Consider the following 23230-nt stretch of genomic DNA (forward strand, 5'->3'; position numbering starts at 1 on the left):
TCATAGGAGAACTCGTGTCTAAATTACCTAAAAAACAGGTTATCCAATTGAATGCAGACGAAACCATTCAAGATAGAATTCAACTGCATTATGGCAATACATTGATCCGAGCCAATACAGGGGCGGGCAAAACTACTTTTGTGCTTAAATCTTTAATGCGTGATCACAATGTGGTGTTATGTTGTCCAACCATTGCTCAGGTCAAACAATGTGAAGAAGACTATGGGCATCAGGCAAATATCCATTTTATACATGGAGAAAAGTCAATTCCCAAAGAAAGGCTAAAGAACTTATGCAAATCCAGTGTAGTCATTACATATGACCAATATCACAAAATAAAAAATTATTTGGATCAAAAAACTGTTGTTGTGATTGATGAGTGCCAGAAGCTTTATTCTGCTGGAAATTATCGTGACAAAGCGATTTATCCCTTATTGTCATCCATCAAAAATGATAAATATGACCAGACTGTCTTGTTGACAGCTACTTTAACTGAGCCGTTATTCGAACAGCTTGGCATTAATATCAGCCACTATTCTGATATTCAAAAACCGGTAGACCTGAAACGTATTATTCATATTCTAAGATACAAAGAGGCACACAAGTTAAATGGTTTGCGCCATATCTGTACTCGTCTTTCAGAAGCAAAGAAAGAAGGTAAGAAAAAAATTGTATTGGTTCGACTGAATGACATTGCACAATCTAAGCTCATTCAGAAATACCTAGAGAAACAAGATTACTCAGTAATGCTTATCAATCGGGATGAAATGTCCCGTAAAAAATGTACTGAGATGTTGAGTGTTTCTAAACTAGATTCAAAATATCAAGTAGTTCTCTGCACTTCTATTATGGATGAAGCCATTAACTTGAATAATGTCGATGATGAAGTCGATAGCGTGCATATCATGGGTCAATACGCTCATCCTGAAGAAATTACCCAATTTATTGGGCGAATGCGTAAAGCAAACCCACCTATATTTATTCATCTTTCACAAGACATCGAGGTGAAAAAGATTGACTGCAACAAGGAACACCAAATACATGTGTCTACGATGGACAAACAATTTAAAAAGATGGAATATTATCTGGAATATGAAGTCCTGAAGCTAATAAACAAAGATAAGTTCGAAGGCTTTGAGGACTTGATTAACGACAAAATGGACAGGGTTAAGGCCTTCAATGCACTGACTGATGAAGTATTACAGTGTAAGGGGTTTATGCTGGATAATAAAAAAATATGTCTAAATACACCAAGTTTGGCAGGGAGACGATACCAACTCGACTTGCATAAATGTTACTTCAATAGTAGTTACCTAAAGTTTCGCCTATTAGGGTTGATGCCTCATGCTCAAGTGAAAGTCAATTTATCGCAGGATGTACTTGATAGTGAATTGCTTGATAACCTAGAGCTATGTGCGGAAGAAATGAAGCAAATGAAGCAAAAGGTCATTCCTGAAGTGATTGCTGATGTCATCGATAGAGTTCAGACGAATTCGTACACTCTCATTAGCTATTTACAAGAAAATGTAAAAGATGGAATTAACCTCTATGATAAAAGTGAGGAACCAGTTCATTATGAAATTTTTGAACAGATGGGGAAACTGAGCGATCGTCTGGGTAATATTGTAGATATAGCTGACGCCATCCAGAAGAATCGGATTAATAGTGTAATGACTATCGGTTTTCAATATAAAATGCATCCCCTTGTAAAATCTGTCATGAAGGGACTTGAGCAATGGTTACCCAAAAATAATCGGGAGGAAAATTGGTATGGGTATGCTGAGATTACGAAGTTAATGAACAGTTGGCTTAAGTTGCTTGCAAAAAACAGGTCTGTTGTTGCTCTCCTTGAAGAGCACCCCTTGGAAGATGTATGTGTAAATGAGCAGAAACAGTTAGTTTTCACGGATGGCGGTTCAATTCGGTTTTTGAAAAGATATACCAATGTCGAAGTGAGAAATGATAAAAAACCTTATGACAAGAAGAAAGTGAGATTCAATAGTCTAGGTGCATATGGCTATGTGTTCAGTGATCTAGAAGGATCCTTTAGAACTAAGTACGTATCTGTAAACGGGGTTGAATATGATGCAAAAAGTGGACGAAAAAAGCGAAAAATAAAAAATTTAACTGAGATCTACGAAGAAGTATGATTGAGGGGTAGATTTGATCGTAGGAGAAGGTGGGCTTTGCTCACCTTTTTTAATATCAGAATAAAACTCATAGTACTGAATGCGGTGAAGTCCATGTGATATTTGGATTTTATGATCGAGAGAAATTCTATACTTAGATAGTTACATCGAGAGAAGAAAATCCAAATAAAGGGGAGCAAATATCCCATATTGCAAAACTGACTAAGCCCTTATGAATAAGGACAAATGCCAATTTGAAGGGGGAGGGTCGGTATTAAATAAAAAAAATAAAAATAGGCTACCCCCCATTCATAGGTCTACTGCAAAAAAAACTATACCCTGTACAGGGTGATTAAAGTTCAATTGGGATAGATTAAGGTCTGAGATGCAATTGGAAAAAGAGTTATGGTCTTGTAGGGTCAATCAAATAATCATTATATTTCTGGGATCTATCTACTAGGGTCTAGCAGTTTTTTACGGTCTTTTTAGGGTCTATTGCAAACCCATGCCAGAAAAATCAGCTTATTTACCTTATATTTACATCAAGTATAGAAATAGCTTAGAAAAGCTATTTTGAAGTCTGAAAACCTGTAACTTCTTACAAATCAAGAAGTTGTTTTTATTGGGTAGAGTCTCCTTGTTTTTATTGGATTTTGCATCAGGATTATTGGTTAACTTATTGTATTTATTGTCTATTTTATGAATTACTGTTCTGACTCATAATCCGTTGGTCGACAGTTCAAGTCTGTCTGGGCCCACCATATAAAACAACCCCTTACGTGCATTAATCGTAAGGGGTTTTTTGTTTTTGGATATTATGAAATCTGAAGTAAGCAATTCACTTAATTGATCATCGTTCTTATCTCGAAGGACTTAAAATGGGTTGCCTCCACTGATAATGAACTTTTCTAGTTTGCCTTTCAATAAAGATTCTTCGTTACCAGCTTAATAAAAAAGCATCTCCCTCAGATATTACTTTTGTTATCTAAATTCCATAAACATCCTCTTTAATCAAAAAAAAAGTTCATATTTATGAAATAATTGTGATGTAGTTCAAAGAATATCTGCAAAAAAGTGAAAAGTAGATGAAATGCATTTTACAACTGAAAAAATTATGCTAATTAATATGAGATGATTTTTTAGTCAAAAATCATGATGTTTCAGGACGGAATATCTTAAGAAGCGTATTAAAAAAATGATTAAACAGGAGTTTCAATGATGCTTCAGCTTTTAAGAAAATTGTTTTGTTTGCATATTTATGAATATGAGCAAATGCAAGAAATCGGGGAACACAGGGAGTGTCGTAAGTGCGGTACGAATAAGGACTAAAGTTTTTGCAAGAAAAGTGAGCAATGGCTCACTTTTTTATGCTTGTTATGGGCTAATTTCCGTTAAAATTAAAGGGAAATTTCAACATGATGAACAGGCATATGAGCAAAGATTTTCATGCAGATACCTATATCGTCGACAGCAACCTGGCAGATACGCTGCACTGGCTCAGCCTGCATCAAGATAGTTATGACTCCTTTAGTTATGATGCAGTCACGCAAGCGCTGATGGTGCATCATGCTAATGGAGTAGATCAAATCCGAGTCGGAGATTATCTGAATGCCCGTTATGGTATTTTAATTACTGCACATAACTTTTCTGCAAGTTCATCAAGTTAAACAGTTGTTAGCTTGCCATGGCATCTGTAGCCAGACTGCGAACACTCGGTTTTGGCTGTTCTGCAACTAAACCTAATTTTGCAAAAAGTTGCTGATCTCGACCTTGGGATGTATTAGGGGTCGTCAGCAGTTTTTCACCAGAAAAAATAGAATTGGCACCAGCCATAAATGCCAAAGCCTGATCCGAATCGCTTAAGGATTCACGCCCTGCAGAAAGGCGAATATAGCTTTTAGGCATCAACAAGCGTGCTACGGCAATGGTACGAATCCATTCAATCACATCCAGTTTTTCTACATCTGCCATCGGTGTGCCTTCAATCGGCACCAACATATTAATTGGCACAGATTCAGGATGGATTGCCAGAGTTGCAAGCTCATATAACAAACCAATCCGGTCATCACGACTTTCGCCCAGACCCACAATACCGCCACTACAGACTTTCATACCAGCTTGACGCACATGATCCAGAGTATCCAGACGATCATCAAAGCTACGCGTGCTGATGATATGTGAATAGTATTCACGAGAAGTGTCCAGATTATGGTTGTAATAATCCAGTCCTGCATCTTTCAAGCGTTCAGCCTGTGATCCATTTAGCATCCCTAGTGTCATGCAGGTTTCCAGACCGAGTGCTTTAACTTCACGTACCATTTCCAGCACATAAGGCATATCGCGTTCATGCGGGTTGCGCCATGCAGCCCCCATACAAAAGCGTGAACTGCCTGATGCCAGCGCCTGTTTGGCTTCCTGAATCACTTTATCGACTGCAATGCGTTTTTCAGCTTCCAGTTTGGAATCATAATGCGCTGATTGTGAACAGTATTTACAGTCTTCAGGACATTTACCGGTTTTAATCGAGAGCAGGGTACTCACCTGAACGGTATTGGCGGTGAAATGTTCACGATGAACCTGTTGCGCCTGAAACACTAAATCCATTAAAGGCTGCTGATAAAGTGTTTGTATTTCTTCACGTGACCAATCATTGCGTACCGCATCACTACTGTTCATCTCTTTCCCTAACTGTGTTTATTTATCATTCGGTTCATCTTAATAAAAATAAGCTTTTGCTTCACTAGCAAAATATGACCTTATATAAATGACAAAGCCCACACGAGGTGAGCTTTGTTTTTCAGTTACCAGATTATTTATTACTGTGATTTCCATGAATATCCTGGCCATGCAGATCACTACGGTGCTGCTTGTTAAACACACGCTGATCCTGTTCATGCTGATTATTTTTTGGGGAATTAATCGGGCCATGTTGCGGCTGCTGCTGTTGTTGCTTCTGCTGGTCATGCTGAAGCTGCTCCAGCAGTTCTTGATTTGGATTTTTTGATGACATCATCTTTCCTCCACTTCATTTCTGACTATTTTTATTTATGCCATAGTCTGAAACATGGGTGTGTAAGGCTTTTAAGTGAAACTGTGACGCTAGGTAAAGATGGAAAATCAACTGGATTTTGCCAGTTGTTCTTGAATAGCCCAATCGATATGTACCTGCACAATTTCATCATGTTGATTACGCTGTTGCTGAAGGGCCGGAATAATCTGCCCATCAAAGGGTGCATTGCCCAAACCAATGGCGATATTGCGCATAAAGCTTTGATAACCCGTACGACGCATCGGACTGCCTTCAGTCGCACTTAAAAAGGTGGCTTCATCCCATTGCCATAAATCCAGTAAACTCACTTGATCCAGTCCATGCCGCGGATGAAAATCCTCTATCGAGGTCACTTGGGCGAAACTGTTCCATGGACATATCAGCTGGCAATCGTCACAACCAAAAACCCGGTTACCAATTCCGCGTCGCAAATCTTCTGGAATAATGCCTTTATATTCGATGGTCAGATAGGCGATACAGCGGCGAGCATCTAACATATAAGGCTCGACAATGGCTTGAGTCGGACAGATGTCGATACAGGCAGTACAGGAGCCACAATGTTTGGTCGCGGGTTCATCAAAGGGCAGTTCCAGTGAAGTAAACAGTTCACCCAGTACAAAGAATGAGCCTGATGTTTTATGAATCAGCAGGGTGTGTTTACCTGTCCAGCCCATGCCGGCACTTTCAGCCAGCGATTTTTCAAAAATGGGTGCAGAATCCGCAAAAGGACGTGATTCAAAATCTCCGATTTTTCCCCGGATTTTTGTCGCCAGGGTTTTCAGACGACCACGCATAGTCTTATGATAATCCCGGCCACGGGCATAACGCGCGATAATGGCAGAGTTGGGTGCATAAGGGATATAACGTGGTTGTGGTGCCTCGACCAGATAATCCATACGCACACAGATAATGCTGCGTGTGCCGGGAACCAGTAAAGCAGGATTGGCACGTTTTTCCAGATTTTCTTCCAGAAACTTCATGTCACCATGATAACCACGATCCAGATATTCCTGTAAGCGTGCTAATTCTGCTTGAGCATCTGGTTTGGCAATGACACAATCAGAAAAACCCAATTCTAAAGCCTGCGCTTTAATCCAGGCTTTCATCTCGGCTGTATCTTGTTGATAAACTTGAATTTGCGCGTGAGAATTGGGAGTTGTCATAAACCAAAGACAGGGAATAAGAAATGCAGCAACAAGTTTACCATAGCCACGATCTACAAGCATGGGAGCAGCGCTGGTTTCAACAGCAAAATAGTTCCTACGGTTTAATGCAACAAGTCGCCTGGGGGATTAGTCAGCGACTGATCACTTTATTTTCCCAGCAAAAAATAAAAAAAATAGCGGTCTGCTGTGGTCAGGGCAATAATGCCGGCGATGGTTATCTGGTGGCCAAATATCTCAAACAGGCGGGATTCAATGTTGATATTTATGCGGCTGAGTTAGGTAATTCCAAAGATTTGGCATCGGCTGTGCAGGAAGCCCAGCAGGCTGGTTTGCAGCCTTATTCGCATTTTGATTTCCAATCCGAATATGAGGTCTATATCGATGCCTTATTCGGAATTGGTCTGAACCGTCAGCTGGATTCTGACTGGCAAAATATTATTCAAATGATCAATCAGAAAACTGGACTAAAAATATCAATCGATATTCCGAGTGGACTGGATGCCAATACCGGCCAGCCTTTGCCTGTTGCGATCAAAGCTGACTATGCTTTCACAGGTTTAGGGCTCAAGGCAGGATTGTTTACCGGACAAGGCAAAGAATATGCGGGCAAGATCGAACTAATCTCTGCTATTCCAACAGACGCAGAAATTCAACCGATTGCCCAGCTTGCATCACATCAGATCCAATTACCCAAACGCCAAGCCTTTGGTCATAAAGGTAGTTATGGTCATGTCTTGGTGATTGGTGGACATGCCGATATGGGCGGTGCTGTGATTATGGCAGCAGAAGCAGCATTTGCTGCCGGAGCAGGTAAAGTCACCATCGTTTGTGATGCAAAACACCACACCGCGATTTTGTCACGTGCACCGAATATCATGCTGCGTGATATCAATCTTTTAACTCAGGAACAACGCCAAGCACTGATTCAGCAGGTCGATGCAGTGTGTTTTGGTATGGGATTAGGTCGTGATCGTGGGGCAAAAGCGCAATACGAAATCTGGTTTGAGCTGATTCAGCAATCTGATCTAGAGGTTATTTTGGATGCAGATGCGCTGTGGTTTTTAGCCCAACAGCCGCAAGTTTTGAATTCCAAGACCTATGCGACTCCGCATCCTGGGGAAGCAGCCACGTTACTGGCATGTAGCACTGTGGAAGTCGAAATGGATAGGATTGCAGCTATTCATGCCCTGCAACAAAAATATCAGGGACAGTGGGTGCTAAAAGGTTCAGGATGCCTGATTCTGGAAGAAAGGCTTTACATCTGCAATGCCGGGAATGCCGGTATGGGAACTGGCGGAATGGGGGATGTGCTGGCCGGCATGATTGCCAGTCTAAAGGCGCAATTTGCACAAACCATCCATTTGCATGAAATTGTGACGCTACATGCTCTTGCAGGTGATGAACTGGCCAAAAATGGCCAACGTGGTTTGCAGGCTCAGGATATGAAACATGCGATTTATCAGGTGGTGAATCGCTAAGGAGAATAGTGTGCCAGTCATCAAACTGAATATTTCAGGCCAAGTACAAGGAGTCGGATACCGCTACTGGTTTGCCGAGCAGGCTCAAGGACTTGGACTGAAGGGACATGTGCAGAACTTAAGTACGGGTGAAGTGGAGGCTGTGATGGTTGGAACAGATTCTCAGCTTCAGGAAATGATTGCACGAAGTTGGCAAGGGCCTGCTCGTGCAACTGTACAAGCGATTATTCAGGAATATCTGAAATACGATCTAAATGTTCAAGACTTTAAAATATTGCGTTAAACCTTAGCGACGACGGCTGCTGACACGACTACGGCCACGTGCCATACCGCCCAGCGCATTCAATACCGCCATTTTACTCATACTGCCTGAAGCATGAGCATGACAAATGGCAGCAGCTAGGGCGTCGGCAGCATCCTGTTGGGGTTTGATGCTGAGTTTTAGAATATTCATCACCATCATCTGCACCTGTTCTTTATCGGCAGCGCCATAACCCACCACTGACTGTTTGATCTGGCGCGCGGTATATTCAGCGACTTTCAAATCCAGATTGACCAGTGCAGCAACAGCAGCACCACGGGCTTGCCCAAGTTTTAAGGCAGAATCCGGATTTTGTGCCATAAAGACTTGTTCGACTGCAGCTTCAGTGGGACCATAAAATTTTACAATGCGCTCCACGCCGGCAAAGATCCGTTTTAAACGTTCAGGCATTTCTGTCGTTTCTGTTCTGATGGTGCCGGCATCAACAAAAGTCAGTTTGGAGCCGTCTTTTTCGATAATTCCGTAACCGGTTAAACGAGAACCGGGGTCAATCCCAATAATTAATGACATGCCCGCACTTTAAAAATAGAATAATGCCCATATTGTTACATAAGCGTATCAAAAAAGCTTGATCCTGATGAAGCAGTTGATTCCAGCATCCTATTATTTATTTTACTGAGATTAGATTAATTTTCATGAAATTATTTCTTATTATCCTTGCAGGCTTAATCCTAGAAGTATTTGTCTGGATTGGCGTGGGTGACCTCGTCGGGAGCATGTGGTACGTATTTTTCTGGTTTGTGGCCGCATTTTTTATTGGTATGAATCTGATCCGTAAATACTCGGCCGGTGTAATGCCACAAATGCAGCAAATGCAGATGGGACAGATGAGTGCAGATCCTGCATTAACAGGAAATTTACCTAAAATTCTGGCAGGTTTCTTTCTGCTTATTCCTGGATTGATTACCGACGTATTGGCAGTATTGATGCTCATTCCAGCGGTTCAGCAGGTTTTTAAGGCTGCTATAATGAAAGCGATGATGAAACGTCAGCAACTCATGATGGAAAAAATGATGGGTGGCATGATGGGCGATATGGGTGGTGCACAAGGCCAGAACCCATTTGCCGAGATGATGCGTCAAATGCAGGATATGCAAAATCAGCAATCAGGTCGCGGTGATTCCACCATTATTGATGGTGAAGCACGTGAAGTGAGACCTGAGGCGAAAAAAATTGAAATGAAAGATATCAATCCAAAATAAATGTTTTATTTAAAAAAACTCTATTTAAGCCGAATCTGATGATTCGGTTTTTTTATTGGAACTTTCTAATGTCTTTTAACAAACGTTATAATATATTTTTATAAATTTACCTTATTTTAATGTCTCTGCTTTTTACGATCTGTCTCCTGCATTTTGTTGCTCAACTCAGTCCCGGTCCCGATGTTTTGCTCATTGCCAAAAGTGCCGCATCCACCACACGCCAAAATGCTCTGAAAGTTATCGCAGGGATCTCTGCTGGTATTGTGGTTTGGGTAGTGCTGACACTTGCGGGTTTTACCGTGTTAATTGACCAGTTTCCATGGATTCAGCAAGCCTTAATGCTTTTGGGTGGTATATTCCTGGCCAAAATGGGATGGGCCATGTTAAAGGGTGGTGTACATAGCTTTAAAAATAGACATCAGACCGACGAAGATACAAATGGACAGGTGCAAGCTAAAAATTATTTTATGTTGGGCTTATGGACCAATCTTTCTAATCCTAAAACGCTGATCTATTTTAGTAGCGTATTTTTACTGGCTTTAAGTTCGTCTGCTTCCGATTATTTGAAAGCACAGTTAGCGGTAATTATTCCCTTGCAGACTTTTATCACCTTCACTTTATTGATGCTGTTGATTTCCCAACCAAAAATTAAAATCTTGTACCAGCGTTCGGGGAGTTATATTGATATGATGTCAGGCGGACTATTTCTGCTATTTGCATTGTGGTTATGGTATGAAGCACTTATTCTGATGAATTAAGGAGGGTATCTTCATTTAATGCTGGAGATATTGGTGAGGTCGGGGAAGGAGAGGCTAAATTGTCTGGTGTTTTAACCGCCGTTTGATAACGATTAGGCTTTAAGGTGGTTTCAGTATTTTCAGAGCCTTGATAACTGCGACTACGGTTAGCGCGCTCACGCAATCCACCTTTTTTAATTAACTGAACCATGGCACATCTCTCATTCAAATCCACAGCTATTGTAAATCAAAGCTGGATTTGATGAGGCTATTTTTCGCATCTCTATTTGAATTATTTAAGAGTAATAAAAAGACTTGTTTGAACTAACAGGTCTTTGCTGTGAGATGCATGAAATTAGCGAAGTCTTTTATCTTCTTCTTTTAAAACGTCGAGTAGAGAGTGTTGTATAGGAACTTCTTGTTGTGATTGCACATACAAATGCACGACTTTAAATACGATTGCTGTAACGAGGCAGGCCACAAGACAAAAAATCCAGAAACCAAAAGGGCTGCGAATATGATGTGAGCCACAGTTTGAGCATGATTTTTCTGTAGAGTCGACTACTTTTTCGCAGCAAGCACAATGATATTGATACTGCATTGTTCTTCTCCCAGGATGTTATCCTTTTTATTCTTCGATCATGAAAGATGATTCAATTGGTTTTTTATCATAGGTAGAGCAGCATCAGCTTGCAATAAGCAATTGCTGATAATTACATAGAGACAATAGAGTATAAAAATTCATTACACAAGCAGTAGGATTTTCTTAAAATGTAAGAAATATTTTCATTAATCAAATAATAACCAATGAATTAAGAGTTAATTCTCTTGAAAATATACATAATAAAGCCCGCATCAAGCGGGCTTTATTTGAGCTAGTCTAAAACTTACTGCCCAGAACGGATGATGTAATCAAAAGCAGACAGTGATGCCTTGGCACCTTCACCGGTGGCAATGATGATCTGCTTGTACGGCACGGTGGTACAGTCACCTGCCGCAAACACACCTTTGACATTGGTTTCATTGCGGTCGTTAATCACAATCTCGCCACGGTTAGTTAATTCAACTGGGGTTTCTTTCAGGAAGTCCGTATTTGGCAACAAACCGATCTGCACGAAGATCCCTGCAAGTTCAACTGTGTGCTCTTCATCCGTGGCACGGTCTTTGTATTTCAGACCAGTTACCTGTGAACCATCACCCAGCACTTCAGTCGACAAGGCATTCTTGATCACGGTGGTGTTCGGCAAGCTATTCAGTTTGTCTTGCAGAACCTGATCCGCACGTAGTTTGGTATCAAACTCGACCAGCGTGACATGCTCCACAATTCCTGCCAGGTCAATCGCGGCTTCGACACCCGAGTTACCGCCACCAATCACGGCTACACGCTTGCCTTTGAACAGTGGGCCATCACAGTGCGGACAGTAGGCTACACCACGGGTTTTATATTCCTGTTCACCCGGTACATTCATTTCTCTCCAACGTGCGCCGGTCGACAGAATCACGGTTTTCGATTCCAGTTTGGCACCATTCTCTAAAGTCACTTCCACCAGACCATTGGCCGTTTCATCAGCACCTTTGATGTCAGATACACGTTGCAGGTTCATGATGTCGACACCATATTCACGCACATGGGCTTCCATCTCGGCTGCAAATTTAGGACCTTGGGTCTTCTGTACAGACGTAAAGTTTTCAATGTCCATGGTATCCATGACCTGACCGCCCATGCGCTCCGCCACGATCCCGGTCTTAATGCCTTTACGCGCTGCATAGATCGCAGAAGTATTGCCTGCAGGGCCACCACCGATCACCAGGACATCAAAGGCGTCTTTGGCATTCAGCTTTTCAGCATCTTTGGCAGCGGCATTGCTATCCAGCTTGGCGATAATTTCTTCCAGTGTCATACGACCCTGACCAATATGCTGGTTGTCCTGGAATACCATCGGCACCGCCATGATCTTGCGTTCTTCCACTTCTTCCTGGAAGAAAGCACCATCAATCATGGTCGCTGTAGTGCGCGGGTTATAGATCGCAATCAGGTTGAGTGCCTGAACCACATCCGGACAGTTATGGCAACTTAATGATACGAACACGTCAAAGTTAGATTGAACACCCAGGCTCTTGATATTCGCCAGCACTTCATCAGAGACTTTCGGTGCATAACCTGAAGTTTGCAGCAATGCCAGAATCAGGGAAGTAAACTCATGACCCATTGGCAAGCCTGCAAAGAACACCCGTGGCTCTTCACCGGCCTTGGCAATCCCGAAACTTGGCGCACGTGCATTGGTCCCGTCAAAGCGTGCAGTGACCAGGTCAGACAGTGCAGCCACTTCGGCAACCAGTTCCTGGATTTTGGCTGATTTGTCAGAACTATCCAGAGTGGCGACCAGTTCAATTGGGCCTTCCAGGCGTTCTAATAAGGTTTTAAGTTGAGCTGAAGTATTTTGGTCTAACATTGCTAACGTCTCCAAAGGAGTAAATGTTTATTTGATAACAGGATATTAAATGAATTGCATAAATAGGTAAAACAGTTTGTTTTTATTTTATTGATCGGATTTACAGATTTATTGAAAAATTCATCATTAATTTTAAAATTCTATATGGCGGTGAAAGATTAATTTTCAAGTAGTTTAGAGCAAGAATAAGGATTTTCAGCTAAGATTAAAACAAGATATTTGAGACTTGAATGATGGAATTACGACGCGGTATTTATCAACATTATAAGGGACAGCTTTATCAGGTGTTCCATGTCGCCACGCACAGTGAAACTGAAGAAAAGCTGGTAGTTTATCAATGTCTTTATGGGGATTATTCAATTTGGGTACGTCCTTTAACGATGTTCACTGAAACCATTACCACCAACGATGATCGTGAAGTGGAGCGTTTTAAATTGATTCAGGCACTTTAAGCCCAACAGACTCAGGGAAGAGTGATGCAAAACTCAGATGAATTTGAAATATTCATGCAAGAATTATATGAAAAATTTCATAGGCATGATCTTAAGCAGGCAGATCGCCTGCACCGATACCGGAATATAGAGCCAGAATCCGGTCAATTTTTGTCTATGCTGATTCGTGCACAACAATCCAAAAATATTCTGGAAATTGGCACCTCTACTGGTTATTCCACCTTATGGCTGGCAGAAGCGGCTCGGCAGACTCAAGCCATGATTACAACACTTGAAGTTGATGCAGAACGGGTTACTCAGGCAAAGCAATATGCGACAGAAATAGATCTTGCAGACTTAATCAATTTTAAAGTGATTGATGCTCAAGTTTATCTGGAGGCAGAACAGGAAATATTTGATTTTATCCTGTTAGATGCTGAACGAGATGCTTATGTCAGTTACTGGCCACATTTGAGTCGATTACTTAAAGCAAAGGGCGGGTTACTGGTGGTCGATAATGTCATTTCACATGCACCAGAAGTCGAAGAGTTTATTGCCTTAATTCAGCAAGACCCACGTTTTATCATGAGTATTGTACCCATAGGCGCAGGTTTGCTGATGGTGGGATTGCGTTAATTCGATTGGCTCTAATCCATGCAAATTTTATTAAAATGTAAATTATATTCGAGATACTTTTCCACGAATGCGGCTTTGTCTTGGCGTCTTAGTAAGTTGTCATAAATAAATTCAGGTACGGGATGATACAGCTCGGTATGACCATTACTGTATACAATTTTCAGGTGGCGGCTTGAGGGATTGTATTTCCAAGAAATCACGGTAAGCAGTTTTTGCATATGCGTTCCTCCACTGAATATTTCTTATCTTATCATTTGAACTTATGCCATATGGCTCTACAGATGTATAGCTCAATTGTAAGAATCGGTAAGGATTATGAGAAAGAGAAGCAAAAGATATGCCTGAATTTTTAGATGATGGATCAAGAAAAAAATAGGACTGCAATATTTAAAGTCTTAACAAAATCATTTTAAAAAATAAAATCCAGTATTGCACTGCCATAAAAGTTTAAACCATAAAAAACCACGCTAAAAAGCGTGGTTTTTTTGAATCAGTTCAATCTAATTAAAATTAGATTTTACCAACTAGGTCGATTGAAGGAGCAAGAGTTGCATCGCCTTCTTTCCATTTAGCTGGGCAAACTTCGCCTGGGTGAGCGTGTACATACTGAGCTGCTTTAACTTTACGAAGAAGTTCTTGAGCATCACGGCCGATACCACCAGCGTTGATTTCAACGATTTGGATTTTACCTTCTGGATCGATCACGAAAGTGCCACGATCAGCAAGGCCATCAGCTTCGATTAATACGTCAAAGTTTTTAGCAAGTGTCCAGTTTGCATCACCAACCATTACATACTGGATTTTTTTGATTTCTTCTGAAGAATCGTGCCAAGCTTTGTGAGTGAAATGCGTGTCAGTAGAAACTGAGTAGATTTCAACGCCTAGTTTTTGGAATTCAGCATAGTTGTCAGCAAGGTCACCAAGTTCAGTCGGGCAAACGAAAGTGAAGTCAGCTGGGTAGAAGAATACAACAGACCATTTGCCTTTCAGGTCAGCTTCAGTAACTTCAATGAATTTGCCGTTTTGGAATGCAGTTGCTTTAAATGGTTTAACTTCAGTATTAATTAAGCTCATCATTGTCTCCATGATTGAGGTAGTCTTTGATTTTGAATAAGAGTATCGAAATTTTGGTTGATGCTAAAATGGTATTTTTACATTACAAACATCGGAAAAACCGAATTAAGTAAAAACGCACCACTTTGGCAAAATCGCTTTGTTCATTGAGCAGCATCAAGATGATGGCCTGATGACAAAATTATCTCTTTTTCCTCGTGCTAGCAAACATGATGTTGAAACCAAAAAATTCAAGGGTGAATCAGGAAAAAAGCATGATTTCCGCAAAATAATTTAAATATCAATTCGAAACTTAAACTGATGATTAAACCTAATCAGGGGAACTCATGCGTGTCATTTAGATATTTTGACAGGTTTATAGTGCTGAATTAAGGGAAATCAGGTAGCCAAAGCCAATTTGTCCGGCACTTAACAGAACTACGACTATCTGAAATCTAATGAACCAAGTAAAATAAACCTTTCCGGTTTTTTGATGTGGGTGTTTTCTCTGTGCAGAGTCATTTAAATGTAGATCAATGGATAATGGCGCGTGACCGTCACCGTTTAAATCGACTGAAAAAAGGGAAAGACGCAGATGCTAAGCAGTATCAGGAATTATTTGAAAAATCCAATCTGAAAGTACGGCAACGGCTTGAGCGTCTTCCGAACATCAAGCTAAATCAGGATCTGCCGGTAACCCAGTATGCTGACAAGCTGATTACCGCGATTCAAAAGCATCAGGTTATTATTGTAGCTGGTGAAACCGGTTCTGGTAAAACCACCCAGTTACCGCAAATTGCTATGCTGGCTGGACGTGGCCTGACCGGAATGATCGGACATACCCAGCCGCGTCGACTGGCAGCCCGCAGCGTATCACAGCGTATTGCCGAAGAAGTTGGCGAAAAACTCGGTGAATCAATTTCCTTTAAAGTACGTTTTACGGAACAGGGTTCACAAGACTCAATTGTGCGTTTGATGACAGACGGTATTTTACTGGCCGAACTGACGCATGACCGATACCTGACCAAATATGACACGATTATTATTGATGAAGCGCATGAACGTTCACTGAATATCGACTTCATTATGGGTTATCTGAAGCAACTGTTGCCGCGTCGTCCCGATCTGAAAGTCATCATTACTTCAGCAACCCTGGATGTAAACCGTTTTAGCAGTTACTTTAATGGTGCACCAATTTTTGAAGTGGAAGGCCGCAGCTTCCCGGTAGAGCTGCGTTATCGCCCGATCTCGGAAATGAGCATTGGCGGTAGTGATGATGATGAGTTTGATGATTTTGAAGAAAACCTGCCTCGCGCTGTGGTCAAAGCAGTCGAAGAATGCTTTCAGGATGCACAGGAAAAAGGTCATCCCGAACATGCCGATATCCTGATTTTTGCCAGTACCGAGCAGGAAATTCGCGAGTTACAGGAAACCCTGATCAAACATGGGCCACGCCATACGGAAGTATTAACTTTATATGCGCGTCTGGCGCTGGCCGAACAGCAGAAAATCTTTAATCCTTCTGGTGGCGGGCGACGCATTATTATTGCCACCAACGTAGCAGAAACAGCTTTAACCGTTCCGAATATCCGGTATGTGATTGATAGCGGTTTTGCCCGTATTTCGCGTTATAACTATCGTTCACGGGTGCAACGTCTACCAATTGAAGCCGTTTCTCAGGCAGCCGCGAACCAGCGTAAAGGTCGTTGTGGTCGTATTGCGCCGGGTGTCTGTATACGTCTGTATTCTGAGGAAGACTTCCTGAGCCGTCCTGAGTTTACCGAACCAGAAATAAAGCGAACCAACCTGGCATCTGTAATTTTGCAGATGCAAAGTCTGGGCTTGGGTTCACTCGAAGATTTTGATTTCATCGAACCACCAGATCATCGTTTGGTCAATGATGGCCGCAAGCTCCTCATTGAACTGGGGGCAATGGCTGAGAAAAATTCTCCTAAAACTGAAGATGATCAAGCAAATCCCTCTCTTGCGTCGCATAACGCCTCACCCTTTGAGAAAGGGAGACTTCAAAGCAGTGGCTTAACCAAGATCGGTCAGCAAATGGCGAAAATGCCGATCGATCCACGTCTGGCCCGCATGATTCTTGGTGGTGCACATTTTGGCGTGCTGAATGAAGTGCTGGTGATTGTGGCCGCACTTGCAGTTCAGGACCCGCGTGAACGCCCTGCGGACAAGCAGATGCAGGCGGATCAGAAACATGCACTATTCCGTGAAGCCGATTCTGATTTCCTGTTCTATATCAAGCTTTGGGAAACGCTACACAATAATCGCGAAAGCATGAGTGAAAATAAGCGCCGTACTTTTGCGCGTAATCACTTCCTGAGCTGGCTGCGTTTACGTGAATGGAAGAAAACTCATGAGCAGCTGGTGGATTTGGCTAAGGGTTTAAAACTGTCATTTAATGAAAATAAAGCCAGTTATGAGAATCTGCACCGTGCCTTGTTGACCGGTCTCTTATCATTTATCGCCAACAAGACCGATGAGCGTAATGTTTTTATGGCGGTGCGTCAGCAAAAAGCACGGATTTTCCCAGCTTCTACCTTGCACAAGACCAATACGCCGTGGGTGATGGCCTTTGAAATGGTCGAGACTTCCCAGGTGTATTTGCGTACCCTAGCCAAGATTGAGCCGGAATGGATTCTGCTGGCCGCGCGTGACTTGCTCAAGCATCATTATTTTGAACCGCACTGGTCGAAAAAAGCCGGTGTGGTGAATGCCTATGATCAGATTTCATTATTTGGTCTGATTATTGAGCCGAAACGCCCAATCAATTATGAAAAAGTAGATCAGGCGGCCGCGCATGAAATTTTCTTGCGGGATGCTTTAACTACCGGTCATCTAGGGATTACTCCACCATTTTTAAAGCATAACTTGCTTAAACTGGAAGAAGTCGAGCGAGTAGAAGACAAGCTGCGCCGTCGTGATCTGGTTGTTGATGAAGAAACCATTTACCAATTTTATGCCTCGAAAGTGCCGCCTGAAGTGGCCAGCCGGCGTAGTTTTGAAGACTGGCGTGCCACAGTAGAGCCCCAGAATCCGCGTTATTTATTTGTCGATGATGATGCGCTGTGGCTGAATGACCGTCCGACAACACAGCAATTCCCGGACTATTTGCAGAATGGTAGTCTGCGTCTGGCGGCGACTTATCGCTTTGACCCGAGTCATGATGAAGATGGTGCGACGGTTAAAATTCCACTGCAAGCTTTGGCACAGGTCGATGAAGGTATCTGGTCATGGGGGATTCCGGGTTGGCGTCTGGATCTGATTGAAGCATTGCTAAAAGCTTTGCCGAAGGATAAGCGCCGTAATCTGGTGCCGATTCCGGATACTGCACAAAAACTCATAGCAAAAGTAGATGCGCAGGATTTACAGAAACATATTTTTAGTTTCTTGGCATTCCAGTTGCGAGGCGATCAAATCACGGAGAAAGATTTAAGCTTTGACCGGGTCGATCAGTATCTGTTGCCTTTTATTAAAGTTACTGATGAAAAAGGCCGTGTCATTGAACAAGGGCGTGATCTTGCCGAGCTGAAAGCGCGCTGTCGGACTGAAACGCATAGTCCGGTCAAACAGCTTAAAGGTGAATTTAAAACCTTCCCAGAAAGCTTTGTATTTGAAGCCTCGCAAAAAGTCACCGGTGTCGTGGTCAAGCAGTACCAGGCGCTGGTTCCAACCAAAGCTTTTGCTGCCCTAGAGCAGAAAGATGAATCGGGTGTAGTGATTCAGACTTTCAATGATCAGGCTGAAGCGGTCAAAAAACATCGTGAAGGGGTGATCCGACTGGTGCATATGCAACTCGGAGACTTGACTCGTCAGTTGAAAAAACAGATTTCCAAACCTCTGGCGCTGGCTTATTCACCACTCGGTGATAAGGCACAACTGGAACAAATGTTAGTTTATGCCACAATACAAATGTCCATTAATGAGCTTCCTGTCAATGCGCAAGAGTTCCAAAAACTGGTTGAAGATGTAAAAAAATCTTTCCTAACTTATGGCCAAATTTCCCTGAAAGAGATCACGGATATTTATATCCAGTGGCAGGAAATCCGCCGGAAATTATTGGTTTTAGACCATTCTGTGTTTGAAAAAAATATCAATGATATTGAAGATCAGCTTGATTTAATGAGTCTTTCTGATTTTGTGTATCGTAAACCTTCTGATGTCTGGGTTGAATTTCCACGTTATTTAAAAGCTTTGATCTTACGTTTGGAGCGCTTGCCCAATAATCTACAAAGGGACAATTCCGCCATTGACCAAATTGATCAATGGATGGAAAAATTATTTCAGTTTAAAGATGACCCTCGTCTGAAAGAATTATATTTCATGGTCGAGGAGTTAAGAATCTCATTGTTTTCACAACCGATGAAAACAAAAGCACCCGTGTCTCCAACTCGCTTGCAAAAAGTATGGGATCGTCTTGGAATCAGTTAAGATATAGGTAATTCAGATAAGGAATTTTACATGGGCATCCGCATTACGGGTACGGGCTTATTCCATCCGGAACATGTCATCACCAATGAAGAATTAGTTGAAAGTTTAAATGCTTATGTGGAACTGTTTAATCACGAAAATGCTGACAAAATCGCTGCAGGCGAAGTGGAGGCACGTCGTGGTTCTAGCGCAGACTTTATTGAAAAAGCATCTGGCGTACAACGCCGTTATGTCGTAGAAAAATCAGGTATTCTTGATCCAAAACGCTTACGTCCAAATTTACGTGAACGTGCAGATGATGAAATTTCACTGCAGGCAGAATGGGGTGTAATCGCAGCCAAGCAGGCGATGGAAAATGCCGGTGTGACTGCCGAAGACATTGATATCGTGATCTTGTCATGTTCGAATTTGCAACGTGCTTATCCTGCTGTGGCGATCGAGATTCAGACCGCTCTAGGCATCAAAGGTTATGCCTATGACATGAACGTGGCGTGTTCTGCAGCAACATTTGGTCTGAAACAGGCTTATGATGCGATCAAAGCAGGCGCGCGCCGTGTGTTATTAGTGAATGTGGAAATTACCTCTGCACATACCGATTTCCGTTCACGTGACTGTCACTTTATTTTTGGTGATGTGGCAACCGCTTCAATTATTGAAAATACCGACAGCAAAACCGGTTTTGAAATTCTGGATTCTGAGTTGTTTACCCAGTTCTCGAATAACATCCGCAATAACTTCGGTTTCTTGAATACCTCTGAAAATGCTGACATTGACGACAAGCGTTTCCGTCAGGATGGTCGTAAGGTATTTAAAGAAGTCTGTCCACTGGTTGCGAAAATGATTACTGCGCAACTGGAAAAGAATCAGATTGAGCCGACAGGTGTTAAACGCTTCTGGTTACATCAGGCCAATGCCAGCATGAATGAGCTGATCTTGAAACTGGTGGTCGGCAAAGAAAATGCCAAACCTGGTCTGGTGCCGATCATTTTGAATGAGTTTGCCAACACTTCTTCTGCTGGGGTGATCATTGCCTTGCACCGTACTGCACATGAAGTTGAAGATGGTGAATATGGCGTGTTGTGTTCATTTGGTGCGGGTTATTCGGTGGGTTCGATTCTGGTCCAAAAGCGCGTAGCATAATCCGGAGTCAATAGGGAGCAAACAGCTTGCAGGTCAAACATGATGGGCAATGGATTAGACGCTTAAGTGCCTTATCCAAATTATATTTTACCCCTACCTTTTTAGGGGCAGAATATATTGATGCCAGTCGGCCTGCAATGTATGTCGGTAATCATTCCATGTACGGCATCTTTGATTCGCCGATGCTGATTGATTATCTCTATAACGAACATAAGGTGGCTGTGGTCAGTATTGCGGATCATAGCCATTTTTATGTACCGCTATGGCGTGAAGCCGTGAAAAAGTTTGGGGCAGTCGATGGCATCCAGCATTATGTACGTGCTGTGATGCAGCAGGGCTACTCCATTCTGGTGTTTCCGGGAGGCGGTCGCGAAGTACTTAAACGTCAGGGTGAACAGTATCAACTGATCTGGAAGCAACGTTACGGATTTTTAAAGCTAGCTCAGGAATTCAACTATGATATTGTCCCTTTTGCCGCGCTCGGTGGGGATGAAGTCTATGAGATCGGCTTTGATGCCAATAAGATCATCCAGCATAAATATTTTCAAAAACTTCTCAAAGTACCACAACTCAATAAATTACTACGTCAGGGCGATGTGATTCCATCTTTGCCTAAACGATTATTCCCAAAACGCCTGCCATTTTATTTTCAGTTTATGCCACGACAATCGATTGCTCGGGTCCAGACTCAAGAAGAGCTAATTGCATTTCGATACAGCTTGCAGCAACATATTTATACTGGCTTGGCCGAGCTTAAGGTACTACGTCAGCAAGACTAAAAAAGAAAAATTCTTTCTATAAAATCTAGGCTATGATCTATTGATATATTCTATTTTTAGCGATGAGGATGCAGGGACTTTTTTATAGTGCAAGTGATGCCATAATGTATTTTTAAGTGTTCATTGATTGGCGATCAAGGACTCAGCATGATCCAATATAAAAATAAGATGATTCTAAGATGACCGAGGTGCACGTATGGAACAGGAAAGCTTGGTAGCATCTTTAAGGTTATTGGCACAACAATGCTTACGGATTTCTCCGGAGCTCAACCAGCTTTATCTTGATCAGATGGCGATGATTGGTCATCTGAATGCACAAAATTTAATAAAAATTCAGCAGGATCAACACCGGATTGAATTGGTGGATGGCCTGTTTCATATCCAGTTTCATGCTCCACGTGCACTAGACTCTGGAACTGCACCTGCTTTGCTAGACAGTCATTTTTATTTCCAGCAATGTAAGGCAGAAGCACTAGAGGAATTCTTTTTACAGGATATCTATTTCCTGACCGGGGATTTAAAACCGCAGCATTCGCTATATTTACGCGACAAAGCCAAACAGTTACGTCAGCTTATCCTGACTCAGGTCTATGTGTGGGTCAATGGCCCAGAACGGGTGTTCGAATTTCTGCAGCAAATGTCGATTGTTCAGGCTGAGATTATCGACCAGCAGCTGATTAAGGCCGGGCTATACATCACACCCGTCATGCAAAACTTTGTTCAGGATGAACAAGAGATTCCACAGCAGATTCTTGAAAGCTTGCAACAGGCTTTTTCTTTGGAGTGTCTACAACAGGATGAATTCCTGTCGATCCAGTCATTGATGGATAGTCTGGATGAGTTCTGTTTTAGCGCCGCACAGTTTTTGCCTCCGGCGATGTTCCGGATTATGTCACTGTCTTTTGAAGAGCGCTTTAATCTGCATGAACTGAATGATCATACTGATGATATCTGTTTGCTATATCGGCATGCTGAGGGGCAAAGTAATCTGCTCGGTTTTGTCCGATTGATGAACCGGGACGTGTGGCATCGGGATGATTTATTATCCAAACGGAATTTCCTGGAAAATCATCCGTACTTATGGCAGAAAAAGGTGGCCCGATTGCCACTATTTGACTGTCATCGTGCTGTGAACTGGATCTTCAAGCAACCGGCCGAGGTACTGGACTGGATCAGTAATAATATCCAGCATAGCAGTGTGCGGGTGGCAGTAACGGCCCTAAGTTTTATAGACAGCCATCATATTCATCCGCAGATTATTATGGCGACTTTACAATATTTTCAATATGTCTCGGCGCGATTGTTTATTTATAGCATGCATGAATATGCAATTCAGCATGACTGGTTTCAGCACCAACATAATCAGGCGGTGGTATTAAAAGGCACACGCCAATCGATTGAAGATCAGCGGATTGCGATTAGCCCTTCAATTCTGTATCTGGACGAATGGATGGAGCTGCTGCGCAATGTGGTTAAAATGGATGATCAGCTGACTAAAAAGGTTTATCTGAACTTGAGCCGGATGATGCAAGCTTATATGCAGCATTTATATAAAATTACGGCGCATTTACCAGATGAGGTTCTGGTGTATATTCAGCCTCAAAGTCAGCAGAACCGTGATTTTTATAATGTTCTGCACCGCTATCGCATTCCTTTTACTGAATTCAGGCAGCTGTTTTATTTGCAAAGCGGGCATGTACGTGAGTCGCTATTTGACAGTTATGTACGTGACTATCTAGTAGAGTATTTTTCCAGCCATGCAGAAATACCGAAGAACCTGAGCTGGACCAGTTTGTTTAATCAGGCGGTCGTCTGGCATGATCAGATTCAAAAGCAGGAAATGATCGCCAAGCTGAAAAAACAGTTTGCACTGGTGAACTGGACACCAATCACTCAGGTTTCATTTTTACTGTATTTCAACTGGCGTTTTGAAGAACTTAAAACTTTGGATCGGATTTTAGAGGAATCTAAAATTTTCAGGAACTGTCTGGCGGCAAGCTATGCTCAGCAAATTTTGGAAGGGCAGTATGTGGCCTTTCGTATGTCTCATCCTGCTGTGCGCCTACCCTTGATCTTGGGGTGTCAATTAGTGAATGGACAGGTGATTTTTGATCAGCTGGAATATCCGAATAACCAGAAAGCAGAAGCTGAATACAGTAATATCGCCATGCATTTTATTAACTGGCTCAACTTGCAGGCCTGACAG

21 protein-coding genes are annotated in these 23230 nt (G+C 42.2%); 12 read left to right on the forward strand and 9 right to left on the reverse strand.

The genetic code is table 11. The features are described 5' to 3' along the window. Window positions 1–14 precede the first annotated feature (14 nt). Together FTT86_RS06530 and FTT86_RS06535 are read left to right on the forward strand one after the other, a co-directional pair. The gene (locus FTT86_RS06530) at window positions 15–2150 is read left to right on the forward strand and encodes a DEAD/DEAH box helicase (RefSeq protein ID WP_180180870.1); all 2136 of its coding nucleotides are present in this window, start codon (window positions 15–17) and stop codon (window positions 2148–2150) included. Between the two features lie 1409 nt (window positions 2151–3559). Further along, window positions 3560–3796 (forward strand): hypothetical protein, encoded by a 237-nt coding sequence (locus tag FTT86_RS06535; RefSeq protein ID WP_034436202.1) that lies wholly within the window; start codon window positions 3560–3562, stop codon window positions 3794–3796. A gap of 7 nt (window positions 3797–3803) precedes the next feature. Here FTT86_RS06535 and bioB read toward each other — a convergent pair whose 3' ends face one another. The 3 genes from bioB to queG form a co-directional block, all read right to left on the reverse strand. Beyond that, entirely contained in the window at window positions 3804–4805 is a 1002-nt protein-coding gene (gene bioB / locus FTT86_RS06540) for a biotin synthase BioB (protein WP_180180871.1), read from the reverse strand. A gap of 133 nt (window positions 4806–4938) precedes the next feature. After that, window positions 4939–5142: a hypothetical protein gene (locus FTT86_RS06545; protein ID WP_004278929.1), complete on the reverse strand. Its 204-nt coding sequence runs from the start codon at window positions 5140–5142 to the stop codon at window positions 4939–4941. Window positions 5143–5246: 104 nt separating this feature from the next. Continuing rightward, window positions 5247–6341 carry a tRNA epoxyqueuosine(34) reductase QueG gene (gene queG / locus FTT86_RS06550; protein ID WP_180086935.1) on the reverse strand — a complete coding sequence of 365 codons (1095 nt, stop codon included), beginning with the start codon at window positions 6339–6341 and terminating at the stop codon, window positions 5247–5249. Between the two features lie 23 nt (window positions 6342–6364). On the opposite strand from queG, the gene FTT86_RS06555 reads away from it, so the two are divergent. Both FTT86_RS06555 and FTT86_RS06560 read left to right on the forward strand, forming a co-directional pair. Further along, a complete protein-coding gene (locus FTT86_RS06555) occupies window positions 6365–7822 on the forward strand; it encodes an NAD(P)H-hydrate dehydratase (RefSeq protein WP_180086934.1) in 1458 nt (485 codons plus the stop codon). Between the two features lie 10 nt (window positions 7823–7832). Next, a complete protein-coding gene (locus tag FTT86_RS06560) occupies window positions 7833–8105 on the forward strand; it encodes an acylphosphatase (RefSeq protein WP_180086933.1) in 273 nt (90 codons plus the stop codon). A 3-nt stretch (window positions 8106–8108) separates the two neighbouring features. Here the strand turns inward: FTT86_RS06560 and ruvC are convergent, their stop codons facing one another. Further along, window positions 8109–8654: a crossover junction endodeoxyribonuclease RuvC gene (gene ruvC / locus FTT86_RS06565; RefSeq protein ID WP_004278925.1), complete on the reverse strand. Its 546-nt coding sequence runs from the start codon at window positions 8652–8654 to the stop codon at window positions 8109–8111. Window positions 8655–8779: 125 nt separating this feature from the next. On the opposite strand from ruvC, the gene FTT86_RS06570 reads away from it, so the two are divergent. After that, window positions 8780–9346, forward strand: coding sequence for an FxsA family protein (locus tag FTT86_RS06570; protein WP_004278924.1), 567 nt, complete (start codon window positions 8780–8782; stop codon window positions 9344–9346). A gap of 119 nt (window positions 9347–9465) precedes the next feature. Further along, a complete protein-coding gene (locus FTT86_RS06575; RefSeq protein ID WP_180180872.1) occupies window positions 9466–10104 on the forward strand; it encodes a LysE family transporter in 639 nt (212 codons plus the stop codon). On the opposite strand, the gene FTT86_RS06580 is transcribed toward FTT86_RS06575, so the two are convergent. The 3 genes from FTT86_RS06580 to ahpF all read right to left on the reverse strand — a co-directional run bounded on the left by FTT86_RS06580 (window position 10088) and on the right by ahpF (window position 12536). After that, the gene (locus FTT86_RS06580; RefSeq protein ID WP_005106537.1) at window positions 10088–10294 is read right to left on the reverse strand and encodes a hypothetical protein; all 207 of its coding nucleotides are present in this window, start codon (window positions 10292–10294) and stop codon (window positions 10088–10090) included. The two genes, FTT86_RS06575 and FTT86_RS06580, sit on opposite strands and share 17 nt — an antisense overlap. A gap of 144 nt (window positions 10295–10438) precedes the next feature. Continuing rightward, window positions 10439–10684 carry a hypothetical protein gene (locus FTT86_RS06585; protein WP_180086931.1) on the reverse strand — a complete coding sequence of 82 codons (246 nt, stop codon included), beginning with the start codon at window positions 10682–10684 and terminating at the stop codon, window positions 10439–10441. Window positions 10685–10970: 286 nt separating this feature from the next. Continuing rightward, the gene (gene ahpF, locus FTT86_RS06590) at window positions 10971–12536 is read right to left on the reverse strand and encodes an alkyl hydroperoxide reductase subunit F (protein WP_180180873.1); all 1566 of its coding nucleotides are present in this window, start codon (window positions 12534–12536) and stop codon (window positions 10971–10973) included. A gap of 233 nt (window positions 12537–12769) precedes the next feature. Here ahpF and FTT86_RS06595 point away from each other — a divergent pair, with 233 nt between their 5' ends. Both FTT86_RS06595 and FTT86_RS06600 read left to right on the forward strand, forming a co-directional pair. Next, a complete protein-coding gene (locus FTT86_RS06595) occupies window positions 12770–12988 on the forward strand; it encodes a DUF1653 domain-containing protein (protein WP_034438283.1) in 219 nt (72 codons plus the stop codon). A gap of 24 nt (window positions 12989–13012) precedes the next feature. Continuing rightward, complete coding sequence (locus tag FTT86_RS06600) at window positions 13013–13603, forward strand: O-methyltransferase (RefSeq protein WP_180180874.1); 591 nt, start codon at window positions 13013–13015, stop codon at window positions 13601–13603. An 11-nt stretch (window positions 13604–13614) separates the two neighbouring features. Here the strand turns inward: FTT86_RS06600 and FTT86_RS06605 are convergent, their stop codons facing one another. Together FTT86_RS06605 and ahpC are read right to left on the reverse strand one after the other, a co-directional pair. Then, entirely contained in the window at window positions 13615–13821 is a 207-nt protein-coding gene (locus FTT86_RS06605) for a KTSC domain-containing protein (protein ID WP_004278917.1), read from the reverse strand. Window positions 13822–14113: 292 nt separating this feature from the next. After that, window positions 14114–14677, reverse strand: a complete 564-nt coding sequence (ahpC, locus tag FTT86_RS06610; protein WP_004278916.1) for an alkyl hydroperoxide reductase subunit C — start codon at window positions 14675–14677, stop codon at window positions 14114–14116. Between the two features lie 489 nt (window positions 14678–15166). Here ahpC and hrpA point away from each other — a divergent pair, with 489 nt between their 5' ends. From hrpA to FTT86_RS06630, 4 genes are all read left to right on the forward strand, one after another. Further along, a complete protein-coding gene (gene hrpA / locus FTT86_RS06615) occupies window positions 15167–19105 on the forward strand; it encodes an ATP-dependent RNA helicase HrpA (RefSeq protein ID WP_180180875.1) in 3939 nt (1312 codons plus the stop codon). Between the two features lie 30 nt (window positions 19106–19135). Continuing rightward, a complete protein-coding gene (locus FTT86_RS06620) occupies window positions 19136–20245 on the forward strand; it encodes a beta-ketoacyl-ACP synthase III (RefSeq protein ID WP_004278914.1) in 1110 nt (369 codons plus the stop codon). Window positions 20246–20271: 26 nt separating this feature from the next. Beyond that, complete coding sequence (locus FTT86_RS06625) at window positions 20272–21024, forward strand: 1-acyl-sn-glycerol-3-phosphate acyltransferase (RefSeq protein WP_180180876.1); 753 nt, start codon at window positions 20272–20274, stop codon at window positions 21022–21024. Between the two features lie 196 nt (window positions 21025–21220). Beyond that, window positions 21221–23227 (forward strand): hypothetical protein, encoded by a 2007-nt coding sequence (locus FTT86_RS06630; protein ID WP_180180877.1) that lies wholly within the window; start codon window positions 21221–21223, stop codon window positions 23225–23227. The last annotated feature ends 3 nt before the right edge of the window (window positions 23228–23230 follow it).

The sequence above is a fragment of the Acinetobacter sp. YH01021 genome (assembly GCF_013420255.1).
Classification (GTDB): domain Bacteria; phylum Pseudomonadota; class Gammaproteobacteria; order Pseudomonadales; family Moraxellaceae; genus Acinetobacter.